Consider the following 19,135-nt stretch of genomic DNA (forward strand, 5'->3'; position numbering starts at 1 on the left):
AGGGGTTTAAAACTCTAGTGGAAGCTAAAACAACATTTTACTGCATAACCAAGTATTCAAACGCTGATAATGCCGCTTTGCTACCCTCACCCATCGCAATATTAATCTGCTTAAATGGCACGGTGGTCACGTCACCACAAGCAAAGATACCTTTGCGGTCGGTGCGGCAGCGCTCGTCAATCTCAATCTCGCCAAAGCGGTTTAAATCAACAAAGCCTTTGACAAACTCAGTATTTGGCACCAAACCAATTTGGACAAACACGGCTGAAATATCGAGCTCTTTGGTTTCACTGCTGCTACGATCTTGATAAACAAGCGAAGTCACTTTACCATCTTGCGCTTTAATCTCTTGCGTTGCAGCACTGGTAATGATATCAATATTGCTCTTCTCTTTGGCTTTATTAATCAGTACTTGGTCCGCCTTTAAATCATCGGCAAATTCAAGGACGGTCACGTGTTTAACAATACCTGCCAAATCTAGCGCTGCCTCGATACCTGAGTTACCACCGCCAACGACCGCAATATCCTTACCTTTAAAGAATGGGCCATCACAGTGCGCACAGTAGGCTACGCCTTGACCCACGTTTTCATCTTCACCCGGCACACCAAGCTTACGCCACTGGGCACCGGTCGCTAAGATAATACTGCGCGTCTCAAACGTTTCCCCAGTGTTGAGATGAATACGGTAATTTTCTTCTTTAGTTTCACTGATTTCTTTGACGCTGACATGCTCTTTAAGCGTAATGTCATATTCGTGCAAATGTTTCTCGAAGTTTGCTGACAGCTCACTACCCGTGGTTAAAGGTACAGAGATTAGGTTTTCGATATCTTGCGTGTCTTTCACTTGTCCACCGATACGGTCGGCGACCATGGTAACTTTTAAGCCTTTACGCGCGGTATAAATCGCCGCCGCCACACCAGCAGGGCCTGCACCGATAATCGTTACATCTTGCTGCTCTAACTGCTCAGCGTCATCAGCCACTTCGCTCAATAAATCAGGGAACTGCTCTTGTAACTTCTCAATCAATTTAGCCGTATCGATTTTACCATTGGCAAAAGGTTTACCATTTAAAAATACCGCTGGTACACCTTGGATATTATTGGCCTCGACTTGCTCTTGAAATAACGCACCATCAATCATCTCGTTACTGATGTCATAGTTGAGCAGCGCAAATTGGTTCAGCGCTTGCACCACATCCGGACAGCTATGGCAAGACAGCGAGACATAAGTCTGAAACTGTAGCGGCTTATTAAAACGCTTAATCAGTTTTTGAATCCCTTCATCCAGTTTTAAGGTATGACCGCCCGCTTGCAAAATCGCCAAAATCAGCGAGGTAAATTCATGGCCACCCGGAATACCGCTAAAAACGATCCCCGTATCAGTCAATGCATTATCAATATGACTGACGACTTTAAAGCTAATCGGACTTGGTAAGCTGTCATCAGTTGCTGCGCTATCAAAATTGATTTTATCCGTGGTGCCGGCGATTTTAGTTAAAAAATCAATCAACTCAGCACGTTTGCTATGTTCGCCGCTACCCAATACAAAGGTAATGGGGCGGGTCATGTTTTCACTATAGCTTTTGACTGCGTCTAATAAACCTTGATCTATCATGTTTGTTCCTCATTATTATCAGATATGTAACGTCAGCTATATCGCTGCACATTTAAATAGGGTTTGGTGACAAGCTAAGTATCTGATTTAAAAAGCCATAAATACTTGGCTTACCACCTTTGATACGTCTATTATCAAGGCTTTAGACATACCACGCAAGCCGATAAACTCAAACTTTATGTTTAATAAAACAAATCATAAATAGGCATTACTATTTAATTTTTAAACCTATCAATAAAAGAAAATCCATGATAGTCATGGTATCGGGTAAATTTTTTCGCTACAATCAGATGAGGCGAATAAGAAACACTCTTATTTACCGGTCGGCAGATTGACTGCTAATTGTCGTTAGCAAATGCCCTTTCTGCTGCGCATAAGCCTGTTCAAAACTGAGCTGAATTGCGATTTGGCTTGGTAAGAATGAAGTCTCACAATCATATCAATTCATCAGAGCGCTCTTAACTAAAATGCGCTATGGCTTTACTAAGCCTGCGCTTTATAACAAGGATGACAACATGAGAAAGACTGATACATGGCAAGACAACAGAGATATTATTTGCGAACTTAAGCAAAAAGACAGCTACTTTGCGAGCATTTTTGATGAGCATACCAAGCTTGATCAGCAAATCAACCAGCTCGATAAGGATTTGGTGACGCACGCCAGCTGTGACGAAGAAATAGAAAAAATGAAAAAGCGCAAGCTGCACTTAAAAGATGAGATTTATAAAATAATCGATAAAAATAAACTCAATTCTGCGGTATAAACACTTTAGTTTATAACGCTACCTGATTCAATAGCGGCTTGGTTCGATGAGCAAGTAAGTATCGAACCAAGCCGCTATTTTTTGTCGCAATTTTAATTGTACTTAGATCAATATAAGTCAATAAACGCTCGATGAGCATTGGCTAAATTAACCATTTACTTACTTACTTAATGAAGCACTCATCTACTCACTTTATCCACCGACAATCTCGCCGCCATTTACATGGATAACCTGTCCTGTAACGTAGCTTGCGTCGTCACTGGCCAAGTATAGATAAGCAGGCGCGACCTCGTTTGGCTGACCGGCGCGGCCCATCGGCGTGCTCTGACCGAACTTCTCTATCTCATCAGGGGTAAATGACGCCACAATAAGCGGCGTCCAAATAGGACCGGGTGCGACGCCATTGACGCGGATACCTTTATCCTGACTCATTAAATTATTGGCTAAAGCACGGGTGAAAGATAAAATCGCGCCCTTAGTGGCGGCATAATCAATCAAATGGTCACTGCCGCGATAAGCGGTGATAGAGGTGGTATTGATAATCGAGCTACCCGCTGGCATGTGTGGTAAGGAAAATTTACTCAACCAAAAGTGCGGATAAAAATTGGTATGAATGGTTTTATCAAATTGCGCACTACTGATATCGGTGAGCGATTCTTGCTCAACCTGCATCCCAGCGTTATTGACTAAAATATCAATTTTGCCGAACTCAGCGATGGCGGTATCGATTAGCTTTTGACAGTTAGCTTCTTCTGATAAATCTGACGCCACCAGTAAGCAGCGCTGCTGGTAAGACTCTACGTGCTTTTTGGTCATCTTGGCATCGTCATCTTCACATAGGTAGCTGACCACTACGTCCGCGCCTTCTTTGGCAAATAATATCGCCACTGCTTGCCCGATCCCGCTATCCGCGCCAGTGATAATAGCAACTTTCCCAGCAAGCTTGCCATTTGGATACTCTTTTGGCAGTACCTCAGGGCTTGGGTGCTGCTCTTGCTGCGAGCCTGGTAGCGATTGTTCTTGTTTCGGAAATTCTTTAGCAGATGATTTGTCGTTACTCATAATATCCTCTCTTCATTACCGATTTATGTGATAGGTTCAATGTAAAACCATTTCTGTGCAACTAAGGTGAGTGCTTCGTCGCCTCTACTGTGATGGCAACAAGCAAGAAAAATTGATATCAGCAGTGCGTGATGTGTCGATATTACTTTCCACTCACTATATCTTTAAATCATAAGCATTCTGTGATAAAAATCGAATGAACTTAGGTGACAATCTGTAGACAGCCTGTAATCTTGTCCTAACACTATCTATCTCTAAATATCTGCCTATAAAAAATAGACAAAAAAACGCCCCATCAATCAAAGCCGATGGGGCGTTCTTAAGTCATCATTTAATAGCGTTTTCTTTTAAAAATGAAAACTTACTATTAAATTTTATACTTATCTTTTCGCTAGTCTAAATAGTAAGTTATCTAAGTATATCCTTAGATTTTACCAACTAGATCTAGGCTTGGTTTAAGGGTTTCTTGACCTTGTTCCCAAGCTGCTGGGCAAACTTCGCCGTCGTTATCACGAACGTACTGTGCCGCTTTTACTTTACGTAGCATGTCTTTTGCACTACGGCCAATACCACCTGCATGGATTTCAGCGACTTGGATTTTACCGTCTGGGTCTACTAAGAAAGTACCACGCTCCGCCAAACCGGCTTCTTCAATCATGACATTAAAGCCACGAGTGATACGGCCAGTTGGGTCACCGATCATTGGATAAGTGACTTTGCCGATAGCATCTGAAGAATCATGCCATGCTTTATGAGTGAAATGTGTGTCAGTCGATACTGAGTACACTTCTACGCCTAGGCCTTTAAGCTCTTCGTAATGGGCTGCCATGTCTTCAAGTTCAGTTGGGCAAACAAAGGTGAAGTCAGCTGGGTAAAATAGGAAGATAGCCCAACTGCCTTTTACATCTTCTGAAGTGATGGTTTTGAAATCACCGTTTACAAACGCTTCTGCTGAAAACTCTGGAATTTCTTGATTGATAATTGACGCCATGATTGGCTCCTTTTTTGATTAATTGATTGTTGTTAAGTTAATTGGTGTTTATGGCTGCAGGTTTTGATTAACCCACTCATTAACTGGGTTACAAGACAAACTATACGCGAATTCTATAGTTAATCCAGTTAAAAGTTTTTAATGTGATGTTTTGTTTTATTAAACTTGTTAAACTATTCTAACGGCTTTTTTTATACGAACATCGGCATTAAATTGCTATAGTACACAAGATAAACGCCCAAAACAAATGGCGTTCAAAACCCATTAATAGAGAGGTTTTATGATTACTCTACGTCAACTTGAGTTTGCCTTAGCAGTTGCCAAACATCGTCATTTTAAACGGGCAGCAGAAGACTGTAACATTTCACAATCAGCGCTGAGTTTGGGTATCGCCGAGCTAGAAAAGCAACTAGATACGCAGATTTTTGAGCGTAATAATAAGCAAGTTTTGATTACGCCTATCGGTGAGGACATCTTGACGCGGGCGCAGCGTATATTTTCTGAAGTCAATGATTTGACCACGCGCGCACATAGCCATCAATCACCGCTTGCGTACCCGATGACGGTTGGTATCATTCCGACGATTGCGCCGTATCTGCTGCCAAAAGTACTACCTGCGCTGCGCAAACACTACCCTGAATTTCGTATGACGGTTATCGAGCAGCAAACCGAGCGTTTGCTTGAGCAGGTACGCTATGGTCATATTGATACCGCCATTATTGCGTTGCCTTATGCGGTCGATGGTTTGCATACCTTTGAGTTTTGGGCGGAAGATTTCTTTGCGGTCTTTCCACAGGATGACGTCCATGCCAAGCTTGAAAAAATTAACGCCGATGAGCTGGCAACCGCCAATCTGATGCTACTTGGCGAAGGACATTGTCTGACCGATCAAACCTTGACCGTCTGTCATTTCGACCGCGCGCAAATGAAATCAAGCTTTTCTGATGCCAGCTTGAACACCCTAATACAAATGGCGCTTGCTAATATGGGCACGACCTTGGTGCCAGAAATGGCACTCGATCAGCTGCATTTGCAAAACCAAAATGCAGTCGCAGTACCATTAGCAGAAAAAGGGCCGCATCGTCATATCGCTTTTGTCACCCGCTTAAACTATGCCCGCGTTGATGATGTTAATTTGCTTGGGCAACTATTTAAACAAGCCTTTGAAGAGGCAGATCATAAAAAATAAATGACTGGTGGTGAATGGAAGTTGGCTAAAAAGTAGAAGAATAAGGAAGTTAAATGATAAAGGCTTTTGCGCAAATAGAGCGTGAGCTTGGCAAGATTTTTGCGCGCCATTTAACAGCTATTAATAGCGCTGTAGAACCAGAAAAAGTTAACAATCTTTGGCAAGATATCGCTATACGTTATAATGAAGCTCAGCGCGCTTATCATAGCTTGCAGCATATTGAGCAATTATTTGCGCAGTTTGAGCAGATTAAGCATGTTTTAAATGAGTCGCATATTATCGCATTGGCACTATTTTATCATGACGTGATATATGCGCCAACGCGCTCAGATAATGAGCTAAAAAGTGCAGAATATGCCGTAGAAGCGCTACGCCCTTATTTATCGGCTGAGCAGTGCCAACATATTTACGCGCTCATTATGATGACGGCCAATCATAAACTTGCTGAATGCTCAAACGCTCAAAAAAACTTTGATGCCGCTTATTTACTAGATATGGATTTGAGTATTCTGGGGGCATCTTGGACTGATTACGAGCAATATGCCCAAGCGGTTCGGCAAGAATATGCGCATGTCTCAAACCCAGATTATCGTGATGGACGTAGAGCAGTATTAACAGAGTTATTGGCGCACCCGAAGCTTTACCTAACCGATTATTATTATGACAGGTTAGAAAAGCAGGCTCGGCAAAACATCAAGCGTGAGATTAAGATTTTACGCGCATCTTAATAAACAGCTCACTGCCCTGCCGCGCCGGATGCGAGTTATAGCTCGTTTCCATAATCTCAATATCGAAATAGGGTGCAAAACGCTGCTGGTATTCAGCTTTCGAGCCGCCAAACGGCGGTTCCTCTCGTCCAAAATCCTTATCAAACAGCAGCCCAACTAGCTTGCCGTTCGGTTTCAATAATGCGGCCATCTGCGCCACATACTCATCACGGCGCGCAGGATTTATGGCACAAAAAAACGTCTGCTCAAGCACCAAATCAAACTGATATTGCGCAGGCGATAACGCAAAAAAATCAGCACAGACCAAATGCTCTGCTGGAAAGTTGAGATAGCGCTCTGCGAAAGCCTCAATCGGCGCAGGGGCAAAATCAACCAAGGTGACATTGGTAAACCCTTGCTCATGCAGATAACCGACCTCATAAGCATTGCCCGCGCCCGGTACTAAAATCGCTTGCTCTTTAGCAGATTCAGGCAACTGGTCAATATAAGCTTTGAGCGGTGGTGACACTTGCCCCATATCCCAGCCGATACTGTCCTCTTTATAGCGCTGTTGCCAAAACTGCGCTTGATTGACGTTTTCCATAGCACATCCTTGTTTCGATAAAAAACCTTATCTTAGCAGATTAAGGTATGACATCTGGTTATTTAGCAGTAGCTCCTACTTTAGTCTAGCTGCCCTGTTTTACCTGCCAGCATATTATGCCAATATTGATAATCGGGCATCGCCGTTGCCACCGTTTGCCAAAAAGCGCGGCTATGATTGGCATGATGCAGATGACACAGCTCATGGACGATGACGTATTCGGTGCATTCGATAGGATAAGCTGGCAGATAGACGGACAACCAAATTCGCCGTGCGCGGGTATTGCAACTACCCCAACGCGTATGCATTTTCTTTAGACGTATTTCATTAGCATAAGCGCCGACAATCGGTTGCCATTTATTAAATAATGCAGGCATTACTTCAGAGAGATGTTGCCGATAGTAGGCAATTTTTTTATCGTGGTTTAAGGTGAATGATTGCTCTACGCCCCACAATAGCAGTGTGCTATCGGCAGTTGAAGCCTCTTTTATAGATTGCTGTGATGGGATTTGCTGACGTTTATAGCGTTCTAATACGTGCGGGTGATTGGCGATTGCCCAAGGCACGCGTTTCTCTATCGCCTGAGCAGTTTGCGCTGAGCTAAGAGAGATGGGTATAGAGACCATTAATTTATGCGGTTTTAAGCGAAAATTGATATTTTTAACGCGCTTTTTGCTGATGTGTAGTTCAATATCCGCTTGCGCCAAACAACGTATAGCGCTATTTAATAAGGGCGAATCATACTGTGACGGCACATTCATGCTCACAGCGCTTGTAAGTGATTGTCAAACGACATCAGATGATATTTGCTGTCTATAAAAATACGCTCAACGTTATCTACTCTAGCAAGTTCAGCAGTTGCTAAATGATTAACAGTTAACGCGGTTAACTGACCTAGTCCATCACTAACGATAAAACCTGAGTGCGCATTAGCCTTAGCCTTAACATTGGCATTGGCATTGGTATTGTTATAGCCTGCTTTGTCAGCATTCTGATTTGCTAATACGGCTGCACCGGCACAATCTGGTAAGCTAATATCATCAATCAATGTACGAGTATTTAAGTCATAAATCGCCGCACAACCGCCAATTGGCGTGGTCACACATAATAGGTTACGCTCACTATCAACCGCCACACTGGCGATATATTGGTGGAAACGTTGCCATTGATTATTGGGCATAATAAGGGGTTTAAAATCAGGCTCACCGCGTTTATGGGTCAATACTAACGGCACATTGATATGCTTTTCGCCTTGAAACTGAATACCTATCATCACCGTGCCATCGTCATGCATGGCGAGGTGACGCACGCTCATTTGATTGTGCTCAGGCATAATCTGCTCAAGCAAATCGCCAGTATGACGATTGAGGTAAGCCAATGACGGTCGCATACTGTCTAAATTGAGCTCTTCACGCGACGCTTGCTCGGTTTTGATACCACCATTCGCAATCACCAACGTTTCGCCATCAGGATGCATAATCAGCTCATGCGGGCCGATACCATGCGAGTCATACTCTGCTATTTTTTGATAATGATCACAGGCATCATAAATACCGATTTTACCGTCTAAGCTTACGGTGTCATTTTCGGTCACGTAGAGCAATTTACCATCCAGGCTATAACAAGCATGGCCATAAAAATGACGATGCGTAGACGCTTTAATAGCAAACTTTACTTGCCCAGTTGCCGTGTCTAATACCCAAAACCTTTCGCTCGGGCGCCGACCCATCACCACCACATCACGTGCTTGGTTATTCTTAGCAAAAAATTTTTGCCTATCAGAAATAGGTTGAACGACAATATCATGCACGCGTTCGGGCATGGTCGTTTGCCAAACGATTTGCCTATCAGCGTCGATACCAACCACGCCGAAGTCGTGCTCATTATGACTAGCGTCACAGTCTTCAGTTACTAAAGCGATGTTTTTTGGCATAGACGCCACGCCGCTAACCCAACAAACAGGTTGTGGCAGTATTGTGGTCGTATGTGCTGCGCTAAAATCGCTTACGCTATAAGACTTGTTATTTTGCCCGTCATCTCTCTGTGAGCGATAAGCCTGCTGCCATGCAACTGCCGCTTGCTGACAAGCGTGGCGAAATTGCACGAGCTCGCGTTTAGGCGTCAAGTTTATCAACTGTAACTGCGCGCCCATACCTGCCACATAATCCCATAAGCTGGCATCAGGTTGCTGCTGTTTACGAAAACGATGATGGATACCGACAAGAGCGGCTGTACCCATGGCAGCACAAAGCAGGGTCAGTGCCGATGTCGCCAGCAGCTCATTATTAGGCTGCTTATCTTGCTCTTTATCTGCTGTCTTAGCGTCAATAGTAGCCATTATTTAATCGCCATCGGTGCTGTTAAAGCCAACACGCAGACCAAGGGTTGGAATCAATTGACGCTTAATAATGCGCGTAATGCTCGTGAGATGATCAAGTAGTTCTTGCTGCGTCGCTTTATCAGCAGTCGCTAAATCTTCTGGCATTTGTGCCAGTAACGTCGTGGTATCGGCAAACGCGGTCGATAGATTATCTGCCACTGCATTTTCATTATTGCCACCAAGAATAGCAGTCAAAACAGGGTCAGTCATTGCTTGATTTAAGGTTGCCAATTTCGCAGTGATAATCGCGCGGCTTTGTCCAGCGGTCGCAGCTGGCAGATGACCTTTTGCTTTAGCAGTTAAACCCAATGGCTGGTCGATAGCGTTAGATTTCATCGTCTCAACCAATGACAGCAGCGAGTTAAACCATTGGTTTAAACCTTGATCGCTCTCGGCGGTTTTATCAATTGCTAGTAAATCAGTGGCATTTTGCTGCCAGTTTTTCTCGATATCTTTTAGACGTGTGCTCAAAGCTCTGCTCGCGCTCATCACATATGCGCACTGCCCAGCATCCAAACTATCATTGGCATAAAGCACTTCTTCTAAGCCTGGCACGCCTTGCACGATGGCGCTCTCGTTAGCCAACTGCTCGGCGGTAAGCTTGGGATTGGCAGCAATCAAATCAGCGACCCCGCTATGTACCAGGCCGCGCTCATCAGGATAATAATTGATATATAAGTTACTCATGCTCGCCGTCGCTGGTCCAAAGTTAACCATCTCAGCGCTTGCCCAAGCTTGTGCGAGCACCAACCATTGGTCGCGCAATTCTTTTAGCGCATCACCGCTCACGGGCGCTTGCTGACAAGATTTCTTTGCCAAATCATGCAATAAATCACTCTGCTTTGCGGCATCTGCATAGGCTGGAATGACAATGTCATTTGCCACGTGGGTCAGATAGGTTTTTTCGGTATCAGGACTAATATCTACTGCTGCAACCTTAGCGTCATTACTGTCTTTTTCAGCAGCAGCCTTAGAAGTAGCACCCTCTTGCGCGACTTGGCTATCTACCTCTGGTACTTTATTTTCTTCCGCAGGTTTGACACAGCTAATTAGAATACCAGCACTTAGCGCTGATAATGCCATTGCTAAAGCAGGGTTTATTTTCATAGATTTCTCAGTATTTGGATGAATATTGATATAAGTAATTATTTAACTTTGTATTTCTTACGTTGAATGACCATCGCTTTTAACGCTCATACGCTTATTTTTATAATGACTTTAAGAACGCATTCAACTCACTGCGTCCTTGTTTATCAAGCTTAAGTACTTTTTGCTTCTGCTTTTCCGCTTCGCCGCCATGCCAAAGTACCGCTTCCATCAAAGTACGCGCGCGCCCATCATGTAAAAACGTCGCTTGTGGATCGACGGTTTGCGCAAGACCAATGCCCCACAAAGCAGGCGTGCGCCACTCATAAGAGTTGGCTAAAAACTCAACCTGTAAATCTTTAGATGGCAGCTTACCCGCAATGGTACGATCAGCCAAGCCATCGCCCATGTCATGCAACAATAAATCGGTATAAGGATAAATCACTTGTCCGTGCTGCTCAAGATGGTCATCGTCGGTTTTTGGCAACTGATAACGCGGCGTATGGCAGCTTTGACAGCCCATATCATAAAAGCGTTTTTTGCCGGCCAATACCAGCTTGTCTTCGGCATTGCGGCGATGCGGCACCGCCAGATTACGGGTATAAAATTCGACGAACTTTGCCACTTCATCATTGACTTCGACGGGCGGCTTACCATTACCTTGTTCATCAGCACCTGTTGCGGCATTCACACAAGCGGTCTGCGCTGGCATACAAGACTCATGCGGACGGATATTTGAGGTCAGCCCCATATCCTCATTAAACGCACTTTGGTTTTGAGTAATCAGCTTGGTTTGACCAGCTTTCCAGCCAAAGCGTCCTAATGCCACTTTACCCGTTTGTGGATCCATGACCATATTAAATTTACCGCTAATGTCGCTATTAGCGTTATTTACTTTGACTGCTTGTTTTTTAATATCATCGTCTGGAATCTGCTCGAGTAACCCAAGCCCAATCATCGGTAAGGCTACCCGCGGCGATACCATCAGCTCATTATCAAATGGACCATAACCGGGTTTGGTCAGATTAAAGGTTGGCGCACGCAAGGTCTCGACATGACCATCAGCAAAGGTAACGGGTTTATCGTTCCACTGTACTACAATTCGGGCTTCAGCAGGCACGCCTTGCACACCGCGGTCCTGCAATTGACCGCCATACATAGGATGGGCGACTTTTTCAATCAAGGAATCTTTTAGCTTTTGGCGCTGCGCTTCGGTAGTCGCCGGCATCGCAAGGCGAATCAACAAGCTATCAGCATCGTCATCACTTCTCATCGGCGCATGACCGCGACCGTCTTTGATATGGCAAGATTGACAGGCAGCAACGTTAAATAAAGCGCCAAGCCCATCACGGCTATCGGTACTTGCCGGCGCGACCACCCAAGGTTGCCTAAAAAACGCATTGCCGATAAAGAAAGAGCCTTTACGCGAAGCGGTGATATTTGAAGAAGGTTTAGAGTAGCTTTCGCTCGTGGTGATACTAATACCAGTATCGCCACCTTGTTTGATTTCTTGCGCATCAAAGCTGGCAAGCTGCTGCATAGGGACGCCCGCTAGCGCTTCAATCGTTTGAGCACGCTCAGGCGTTATATTTTGCAAATAGCTACTGTCTTGGGCTTTATTGTCGTTATTATTGGCGGTGTCGTCCGTTGGAGATGGCTGGCAGGCGCTTAATGAGAGCACGCATGTCACTCCTAGCGATAGCTTTAATAGCGAATTTTTAAATATTAAAGGAGAATAAAATGCGGTAGATTGTTTGGCGGTTGACACATTACTGCTACTCATAGGGAACCTTAGTTCTGGTATGGAACCATTAAAAACGCGTGCTATAATTTTTTCACTTTTATTTGATAAGCATTTTTAGTCAATAAATATTTCGGTGGTGTTCTAAAAAGTATGCTGACATCAGACATAGCCATAATTGACATAGAAGAATACCAAATCAAACACCTTAAAGTGGTTATCAAACTTCTTTGAGAAGCAACAGGTCTTTCGAACCGCTCGTCGCAATCGGTGTCTAAGGCGACAGTTATTACCTTCTATGCCTACCGTATGCTGCTTGCCGATTTGTTTCTTGTCAGGCTTGAATGCGGTTATAAAGCTATCCCAGTTATCCATGCTAATAGAACCATAGCTGACTTTCAGTTGTTTAAGACGGGCTCTTAGCTTCTTAGCTGTTTTCAGGTCACGTTTGCCCCAAACATAAGCAACAATCTCATTGGTAGCGCGGTCATAAGCATAAATAAGCCAAACTTTACGCTTTTTGCGATACACGTAAGTCCAAAACTCATCAATCTCTAAGCGTTCATAATAGCGCTTTTTAGGTGTAATCTTATAGACCGATGAGCCTATGGTGCTAAGGGCTTTACCAATACTAATAGAGGCTATAACGGCTATGTCTCTGACGCCGCAACCTCTAACCGTCATTAGCCGTATGATGTCTTCTATTTTAGAGTGACAGCCATGATAAGTTAAGGCATAGTCGTCAATGAATTGACGTTTGCAGTCCTTGCACTGGTAGTTCTGCTTGCCATAGCTTTTTTTGCCGTGTATCGAAAAACTGGGACTGTGACAGTCGGGGCAATTGATCTGTATTTGTGTCTTCATAACCTCAAATATATCATCTTGCTTTGGCTGTCACCCTCCTTTCATCTCCTCAGCATACTTTCTGACACACCACCAATATTTCAATTCGATAAATCATTGCTGCGCTATAAAAAAACACGCTGCCAACAGCGGTCGACAACGTGTATATTATACCTAAATTATTTTTCTATAAAAATAATTCTCATTCACTGATAACGACTCATCAGGCACATAAATACAGGCTATTAAGGCTTCCTAAATTAAAACCAAAAGCACCATTTTAAATAGATGTCCTTTTAAATAAGCGCTCTTTTAAATAAGCACTATTTAAAACTGTGAACCTGCATCAGCGTCTAAATTATCAATGCCAACGGCTTTTGCTGCATTTTCGATACCATCGGTTAGCTGTTGTAAGCTTGTGATACTACTTTCAATCCAGCCGCGGCGTTTGTTTTGCTCTTCAGCAGAAATACCGTGCTTGCTGGCTTGACCTACGGTTGCAATCATCTGATCGACCTTGATGCCTTCTTTCTCGGCTTTTTCAACGATGACTTTAAACGCCGCTTCTACGTTAGCAAAATCAGTCGCAAGTTTATCAGCCGCTTCTTTATTGCCGGTATCGACAAGATAATTCTTTAGTCCATAACCGCCCACTGTCTTGCCAGCGACGGTTTTATAGCCGCCATTAAAGATATTTTGAATACCGCGGGCATTATTGGCATAGCTCAAATGGGTCAAATCACTAAAGCATTCATGCTCATCTTCGGTAGAGCCAGTGACGAACGCCACCTGTATACGCTCAGAAGCTAGCTCACCAAGTGCTAAGCTGCCCATTTGATACATGATTTGACGCAGACCGTTTTTGTCTTTACGGGCCATCATATCGCTACGTAAGGTGTTTTCGCTATCAGGTTGCCACTGGGCTTCCATCGCGGTCAAATCATTGATCAATAACTGGGTAACCGCTTTTAGATACTGTCCACGGCGCTCGCAAATACTCGCATCTGTGTTTGTCGTATCGCCGCTGGTACATTCGCCCTCGGTCGTTATATAGTCGCTCACCGGACGATTACCTGCACCTTCACCAACGCCATTGGTATCCTGTCCCCACAGCAGAAACTCAATCGCATGATAACCGGTAGTGACATTAGCCTCACTACCACCAATCTCGTTCATCTCAGCCAGCAAGTCAGGCGTAATGGTGCTGGTATCTTGCTTGATGCTACCAACCGTGATGCTCTTGCTATTGATAATATTGTCCTGACTGTTATATTCACCCTCATAACTGTCACTAACATAGTCAATCAAGGCTTCATCTAGCGGCCAAGCATTTACCTGTCCTTCCCAGCCATCAACGCTACCAAGTGCGCGTTTATCATCAGCGGTCACAAAGCCTTCGTCGAAGCGAAACACTTCAGCCTGTGAATATGGCTGACGCGCGGCTTTATAGGCAGCCTTTGCAGCGTCAAGATTGGCTTGGGTCGGCGTGTCTACATAAGTATTCACTGCTGTTTGTAAAAGTTTGGCCGTTTCTAAAGAATCTTTATAGGCGGCGTGCGCCATATCAGCATAGCTAATCAACAATCGATCGATATGCGCCTGATCAGCAGCCGAAGACGTTTTGTTATCGCTGTTTTGGGTTGCTTGGACGTCGGTTTGTGCCTCTGACGCTGTGGTCTCATCAGACTGTTTGGTACATCCTGATACTAGCAGTATCCCTGCCAATGCAGCAGCTAAAGTAGTCGGTAAAATTTTACGGCTTGTCGCTGGGCTGATATTCATACACGTCCTCGATGAGATACATTAGATAAAATGACAAAAGATAAAGTGATAAAAGGAAAGCTTAAAGACTTATAATTTCAATAAGATAAAATCCATTTAAACCCTAGTTAAATTTAAACGCCCGTTAAAGGCTGACAAAATTCAATCCCTGCAAATTATAATGTTATTGATAACTATTATCAAATATAATTTTTTGAATATTAGACGAATTTCAAGCAAAAAAAGACCAACTTTGCGTTGGTCTTTTTTAATTTACATTATATTTTAAATATCAGTAGCGATTAACGAACGCTGCTTGGTGCATTTACCGTTAGCTCAACGCGGCGGTTCTGCTGACGACCATAATCGCTATTGTTATCAGCGATTGGACGAGTCTGGCCATAAGCAACTACGTTGATACGGTTAGAAGCTACGCCGCGGCTAACCAGATAATTTCTCACAGAGTTGGCACGATCGCGTGACAAGTTCATGTTATAAGATGGGTTACCTACACTGTCGGTATGACCAGCAATCGTAACTGTATTTTGGTTATATTCATTCATCGTTGCCGCAAGCTTATCAAGCGTTGGTCTAAACGATGGGTTCAACGAAGCACTGTCAAAGGCAAAAGTGATATTACCTGGCATAACCAAGTCAATGTTACCGTTTGCATTTGGGGTAACCGTAACGCCAGTACCCGCCATTTGCTGCTCTAGCTGCTTCGCTTGACGCTCCATGTAGTAGCCTACGCCTGCACCCAATGCTGCACCGATAGCCGCATCACGACCAGTTTTACTACCGCCTGTTGCTTTTGAGATAGTGGCACCACCAGCTGCACCCGCTAGCGTACCGATAGCAGTTTTATTTAAACGTTGCTGTCCAGTGTTTGGATCAGTCGTACAGCCACTCAATGCTAAGCCTGATGCCAATGCTGCAACCATTAATGTATTACGCATAATATGTCCTCTTAAGTTGAAAAAATGGGCTATCAATATAGGTATCGATAAATAAACGGTGTTTTTATAGATATTGCTTGTCACGAATATGCGTCAACAAACCTGTTTATTTGTTTATTCACACTTACTATTATTATGGCAATTACCGTCTATTTTTGTGTAATATTTTGTCACATCTATGTATGGAAAGTGCATAAGTATCTATAGTCTAGTGTTTATAAAAGCGCGTTGTTTGTTACCGCAAGTCACGTTTACAGTCGTACACTCTAATTATTTTCTGCTAACATTATCTTATAAAAACTTTGGTAGAAACATTTTACGAATTAAAAAGCCGAATAATAACTGGACTAAAATTAGGTCTTACCTAATATTAGTACTAAAATTTATTAGATAAAATGCGATTATAATTTGCTAAAACTTGTTAGAAAAATTAGCTGTATTTTTGAGATGATATAAAACACCGGTTTAACCATAATAGTGAAACGATTAACGAGCAAATAGTAAGGAATAAGACATGCGCTTGAACGCTGCGATGCAAAAAATACACGAACGCGCGCCAAAACTTGGCAAAGCAATGTCGCTTACCACAGCGGCCGGAGTCATCGCTGCCAATAGTTTTGGCGGCAGTATTCCATTATGGCTTATGGGCGTTGGCAAAATTATCACGGGCGCTCCTATCGCTGATAGGACGGTAATAAAGATTGCCGAGCACTGGATTGGTAGCAATAATGCTTTGATTGATACCATATTACCGCGTAAGGATTGGCGTATTCAATTGCCGGATGATGTACATATGGACGGCAAATATCTGCTGGTCAGCAATCATCAGTCTTGGGTCGATACCAGCATCGTGCAATACATTAGTGAAAAACGCTTACCACTGACCCGGTTTTTCACCAAGTTTGAGCTCATCTATATTCCTATCGTTGGGCAGGCATTTTACTTTTTAGATTTTCCAATGATGCGGCGCCATTCTAAAGAAGCAGTTGCTAAAAACCCAGCGCTTAAAGGCAAAGATATCGAAGAAGCCAAGCGCGCTTGTGCATTATTAAAGGACAAGCCGTTTACCTTGTTGAATTATTTGGAAGGCACGCGCTTTACCCAAGAAAAACATGATAAACAAAACTCACCCTATACCCATCTATTAAAACCGCGCGCTGGCGGTTTGTCGCTGGCGATTAACGCCTTGGGCGCTGATATCGATGGTATCTTAGATATGACCATCGTCTACCCTGACGGCGTGCCAACCTATGGCGATTTGTGGAAAGGCAATATCAAACGCTTAGGCGTCGATGTCCGCCATATTGCCATACCCGATGCGCTGTTTGCCGGTATTCAAGGCGGCGGCTACGAAAACGATGAGACCGTTAAAGCGCAAATGTTTGAGTGGGTCGAGCAAATTTGGCGTCAAAAAGATATGCGTATCACACAGATGCTGGCGGATTTTGAGACTCATCCGCAAGCGGCGCATCAAAGTGAATAAAAAAGGACATTAAAAAAATTGATTAAAAAAAGCCATTAAAATTTTTGATGGTGTATCAAAAAGTATGCTGGGGTAATAAAGGAAGGGTGACAGCCGAAGCAAGATGATATATTTGAGGTTATGAAGACACAAATAGATATCAACTGCCCCGACTGTCACAGTCCCAGTTTTTCGATACACGGCATAAAAAGCTATGGCAAGCAGAACTACCAGTGCAAGGACTGCAAACGCCAGTTTATTGGCGATCATGCGGTAACCTATAACGGCTGTCACTCTAGAATAGAAGATCTCATACGACTGATGACTGTCCGAGGTTGTGGTGTTAGAGACATAGCCGTTATAGCCAAGGTTAGTATTGGAAAAGTGCTTAGCACCATAGGCTCATCCATTTACAAGATTGTACCTAAGAAGCGCTACTATGAACGCTTAGAGGTTGATGAGTTCTGGACTTACGTATATCGCAAGAAGCGTAAAGTTTGGCTTATTTATGCTTATGACCGTGCTACTAATGAGATTGTCGCTTATGTCTGGGGCAAACGTGACCTAAAAACGGCTAAGAAGTTAAGAGCCCGTCTTAAGCAACTTAAAGTGAGCTATGACTCTATTAGTATGGACAATTGGGACAGTTTCATAACGGCCTTTAAACCAGATAACAAACGAGTTGGCAAACAGCATACGGTAGGTATAGAAGGTAATAACTGCCGTCTTAGACACCGATTAAGACGATCGGTTAGAAAGACTTGTTGCTTCTCAAAAAAGCTTGATAATCACTTTAAAGTATTCGATCTGGTGTTCTTTTATGTCAATTATGGCTACGTCTGATGCCAGCATACTTTTTGACACACCACCAAAATTATGGCTTTTTATACCCCACTCTCAACTTCGAAAGTGATTGAAAAAGAAGAGCACCTCACTAATCTATTGTTTTCGACCAAGAATACAATGGAGTTGTGAGATGCCCATAGACGAATTTATCATCAATATCTATTTAATGGTAGAGCAATATTACAAAATAGTCGTCACCAAACCCTTGCGAAGTGCAGGTTACGCGCCAAAGCTAAGTGATCCTGAGGTTATTTGCATGGAGATGGTCGGTGAATTTTTACACCTAGATCAAGACAAACAAATTTGGCAATACTTTTCCCAGCATTGGCAAGCCTGGTTTCCAGCCATCGGCTCATACCCTAACTTCGCAAAGCACTGCGCCAATCTGTGGCAAGTCAAACAGCAGATACAAGATAACGTCAGTCAAATTGAAGGCCGTGACAACATTCATTTTATGGACGGCTTTCCGATACCCGTCTGTCATTATGGACGCGCTTATCGGCATAAGAATTATCAAGACTTAGCAGCTTTTAGCTACTGTGCCGCTAAGCAAGAGAGATACTATGGCTTTGAAGGCCATTTGCTTGTTAACTTATCGGGCATGATTAAAGGCTTTACCTTTGCTCCTGCCAATGTTGATGAAAGAGCGGTTGCCCCAGAAATCACCACTCATATTCATGGGCTACTTGGCGCTGATAAAGGGTATATCAGCCCGAGTCTGACATCGTACTACGACGCTCAAGGCGTGGATTTACAAACGCCACTCAGAGCCAACATGAAAGAGGATAGACCCAAACCTGTGGTAAGGCGGCTAATGAAAGCCCGCCGTATCGTTGAAACAGTCATTGGTCAGCTATCAGAACGATTTAATATACAAAGGGTACGAGCAAGAGATTTATGGCATTTGTCTCATCGATTGATTCGTAAAATCCTGTCACACAATCTGTGCTTTGTACTCAACAAAAAACTTGGTAATCCGCCTCTTCAGTTTGAATTGCTTATTTCAAGTTGAGAGTGGGGTTTTTTATATAAAAAGATAACGGCTAAAATACCAAATTATAATGGTTGATGGCTTGTTTTTTGGCATGATTCATTGATAATGTGAATAACTATTAAAACTTGCCGCTT

Annotated in this window: 17 protein-coding genes; 6 read left to right on the plus strand and 11 right to left on the minus strand. The window is 43.4% G+C overall.

Features of this window, described 5'->3' with window-relative positions:
• Positions 1 to 37: 37 nt before the first annotated feature.
• Positions 38 to 1,615 (minus strand): alkyl hydroperoxide reductase subunit F, encoded by a 1,578-nt coding sequence (ahpF, locus tag RAH45_RS11285; RefSeq protein WP_068407553.1) that lies wholly within the window; start codon positions 1,613 to 1,615, stop codon positions 38 to 40.
• Between the two features lie 515 nt (positions 1,616 to 2,130).
• On the opposite strand from ahpF, the gene RAH45_RS11290 reads away from it, so the two are divergent.
• Positions 2,131 to 2,379, plus strand: coding sequence for an HP1242/YdcH family protein (locus RAH45_RS11290; RefSeq protein ID WP_068407586.1), 249 nt, complete (start codon positions 2,131 to 2,133; stop codon positions 2,377 to 2,379).
• Between the two features lie 192 nt (positions 2,380 to 2,571).
• Here RAH45_RS11290 and RAH45_RS11295 read toward each other — a convergent pair whose 3' ends face one another.
• Both RAH45_RS11295 and ahpC read right to left on the minus strand, forming a co-directional pair.
• On the minus strand, positions 2,572 to 3,441 hold the full coding sequence (locus RAH45_RS11295; protein WP_068407550.1) for a glucose 1-dehydrogenase: 870 nt from the start codon (positions 3,439 to 3,441) through the stop codon (positions 2,572 to 2,574).
• A 424-nt stretch (positions 3,442 to 3,865) separates the two neighbouring features.
• Positions 3,866 to 4,432 (minus strand): alkyl hydroperoxide reductase subunit C, encoded by a 567-nt coding sequence (ahpC, locus tag RAH45_RS11300; protein WP_068407548.1) that lies wholly within the window; start codon positions 4,430 to 4,432, stop codon positions 3,866 to 3,868.
• A 280-nt stretch (positions 4,433 to 4,712) separates the two neighbouring features.
• On the opposite strand from ahpC, the gene RAH45_RS11305 reads away from it, so the two are divergent.
• Both RAH45_RS11305 and RAH45_RS11310 read left to right on the plus strand, forming a co-directional pair.
• Entirely contained in the window at positions 4,713 to 5,621 is a 909-nt protein-coding gene (locus RAH45_RS11305; RefSeq protein WP_068407545.1) for a hydrogen peroxide-inducible genes activator, read from the plus strand.
• 53 nt (positions 5,622 to 5,674) lie between these two features.
• Positions 5,675 to 6,349 (plus strand): HD domain-containing protein, encoded by a 675-nt coding sequence (locus tag RAH45_RS11310; RefSeq protein WP_068407543.1) that lies wholly within the window; start codon positions 5,675 to 5,677, stop codon positions 6,347 to 6,349.
• Here the strand turns inward: RAH45_RS11310 and RAH45_RS11315 are convergent.
• The 8 genes from RAH45_RS11315 to RAH45_RS11350 all read right to left on the minus strand — a co-directional run bounded on the left by RAH45_RS11315 (position 6,327) and on the right by RAH45_RS11350 (position 15,699).
• A complete protein-coding gene (locus tag RAH45_RS11315) occupies positions 6,327 to 6,932 on the minus strand; it encodes a methyltransferase domain-containing protein (protein WP_068407540.1) in 606 nt (201 codons plus the stop codon). The two genes, RAH45_RS11310 and RAH45_RS11315, sit on opposite strands and share 23 nt — an antisense overlap.
• 80 nt (positions 6,933 to 7,012) lie before the next feature.
• Positions 7,013 to 7,693 (minus strand): M48 family metallopeptidase, encoded by a 681-nt coding sequence (locus RAH45_RS11320; protein WP_068407537.1) that lies wholly within the window; start codon positions 7,691 to 7,693, stop codon positions 7,013 to 7,015.
• 2 nt (positions 7,694 to 7,695) lie between these two features.
• On the minus strand, positions 7,696 to 9,270 hold the full coding sequence (locus RAH45_RS11325) for a DUF1513 domain-containing protein (RefSeq protein ID WP_198329078.1): 1,575 nt from the start codon (positions 9,268 to 9,270) through the stop codon (positions 7,696 to 7,698).
• 3 nt (positions 9,271 to 9,273) lie between these two features.
• Positions 9,274 to 10,419, minus strand: coding sequence for an imelysin family protein (locus tag RAH45_RS11330; RefSeq protein ID WP_198329079.1), 1,146 nt, complete (start codon positions 10,417 to 10,419; stop codon positions 9,274 to 9,276).
• A gap of 100 nt (positions 10,420 to 10,519) precedes the next feature.
• Positions 10,520 to 12,181, minus strand: coding sequence for a di-heme oxidoreductase family protein (locus RAH45_RS11335; RefSeq protein WP_102076442.1), 1,662 nt, complete (start codon positions 12,179 to 12,181; stop codon positions 10,520 to 10,522).
• Between the two features lie 120 nt (positions 12,182 to 12,301).
• Positions 12,302 to 13,003: an IS1 family transposase gene (locus tag RAH45_RS11340; RefSeq protein ID WP_306495280.1), complete on the minus strand. Its 702-nt coding sequence runs from the start codon at positions 13,001 to 13,003 to the stop codon at positions 12,302 to 12,304.
• A gap of 306 nt (positions 13,004 to 13,309) precedes the next feature.
• Entirely contained in the window at positions 13,310 to 14,764 is a 1,455-nt protein-coding gene (locus tag RAH45_RS11345; protein ID WP_068408635.1) for an imelysin family protein, read from the minus strand.
• 281 nt (positions 14,765 to 15,045) lie between these two features.
• On the minus strand, positions 15,046 to 15,699 hold the full coding sequence (locus tag RAH45_RS11350) for a YiaD family glycine zipper/OmpA-like lipoprotein (RefSeq protein WP_068408637.1): 654 nt from the start codon (positions 15,697 to 15,699) through the stop codon (positions 15,046 to 15,048).
• 514 nt (positions 15,700 to 16,213) lie between these two features.
• Between RAH45_RS11350 and RAH45_RS11355 the strand changes: the two genes are divergently transcribed.
• From RAH45_RS11355 to RAH45_RS11365, 3 genes are all read left to right on the plus strand, one after another.
• Complete coding sequence (locus RAH45_RS11355; RefSeq protein WP_068408639.1) at positions 16,214 to 17,182, plus strand: 1-acylglycerol-3-phosphate O-acyltransferase, YihG family; 969 nt, start codon at positions 16,214 to 16,216, stop codon at positions 17,180 to 17,182.
• 120 nt (positions 17,183 to 17,302) lie between these two features.
• On the plus strand, positions 17,303 to 18,004 hold the full coding sequence (locus RAH45_RS11360; protein ID WP_198329205.1) for an IS1 family transposase: 702 nt from the start codon (positions 17,303 to 17,305) through the stop codon (positions 18,002 to 18,004).
• 133 nt (positions 18,005 to 18,137) lie between these two features.
• Positions 18,138 to 19,019, plus strand: coding sequence for an IS982 family transposase (locus RAH45_RS11365; protein WP_306495281.1), 882 nt, complete (start codon positions 18,138 to 18,140; stop codon positions 19,017 to 19,019).
• Positions 19,020 to 19,135: the final 116 nt, after the last annotated feature.

It is taken from the genome of Psychrobacter sp. van23A (assembly GCF_030845275.1).
GTDB classification, from domain to species: Bacteria; Pseudomonadota; Gammaproteobacteria; order Pseudomonadales; family Moraxellaceae; genus Psychrobacter; species Psychrobacter faecalis.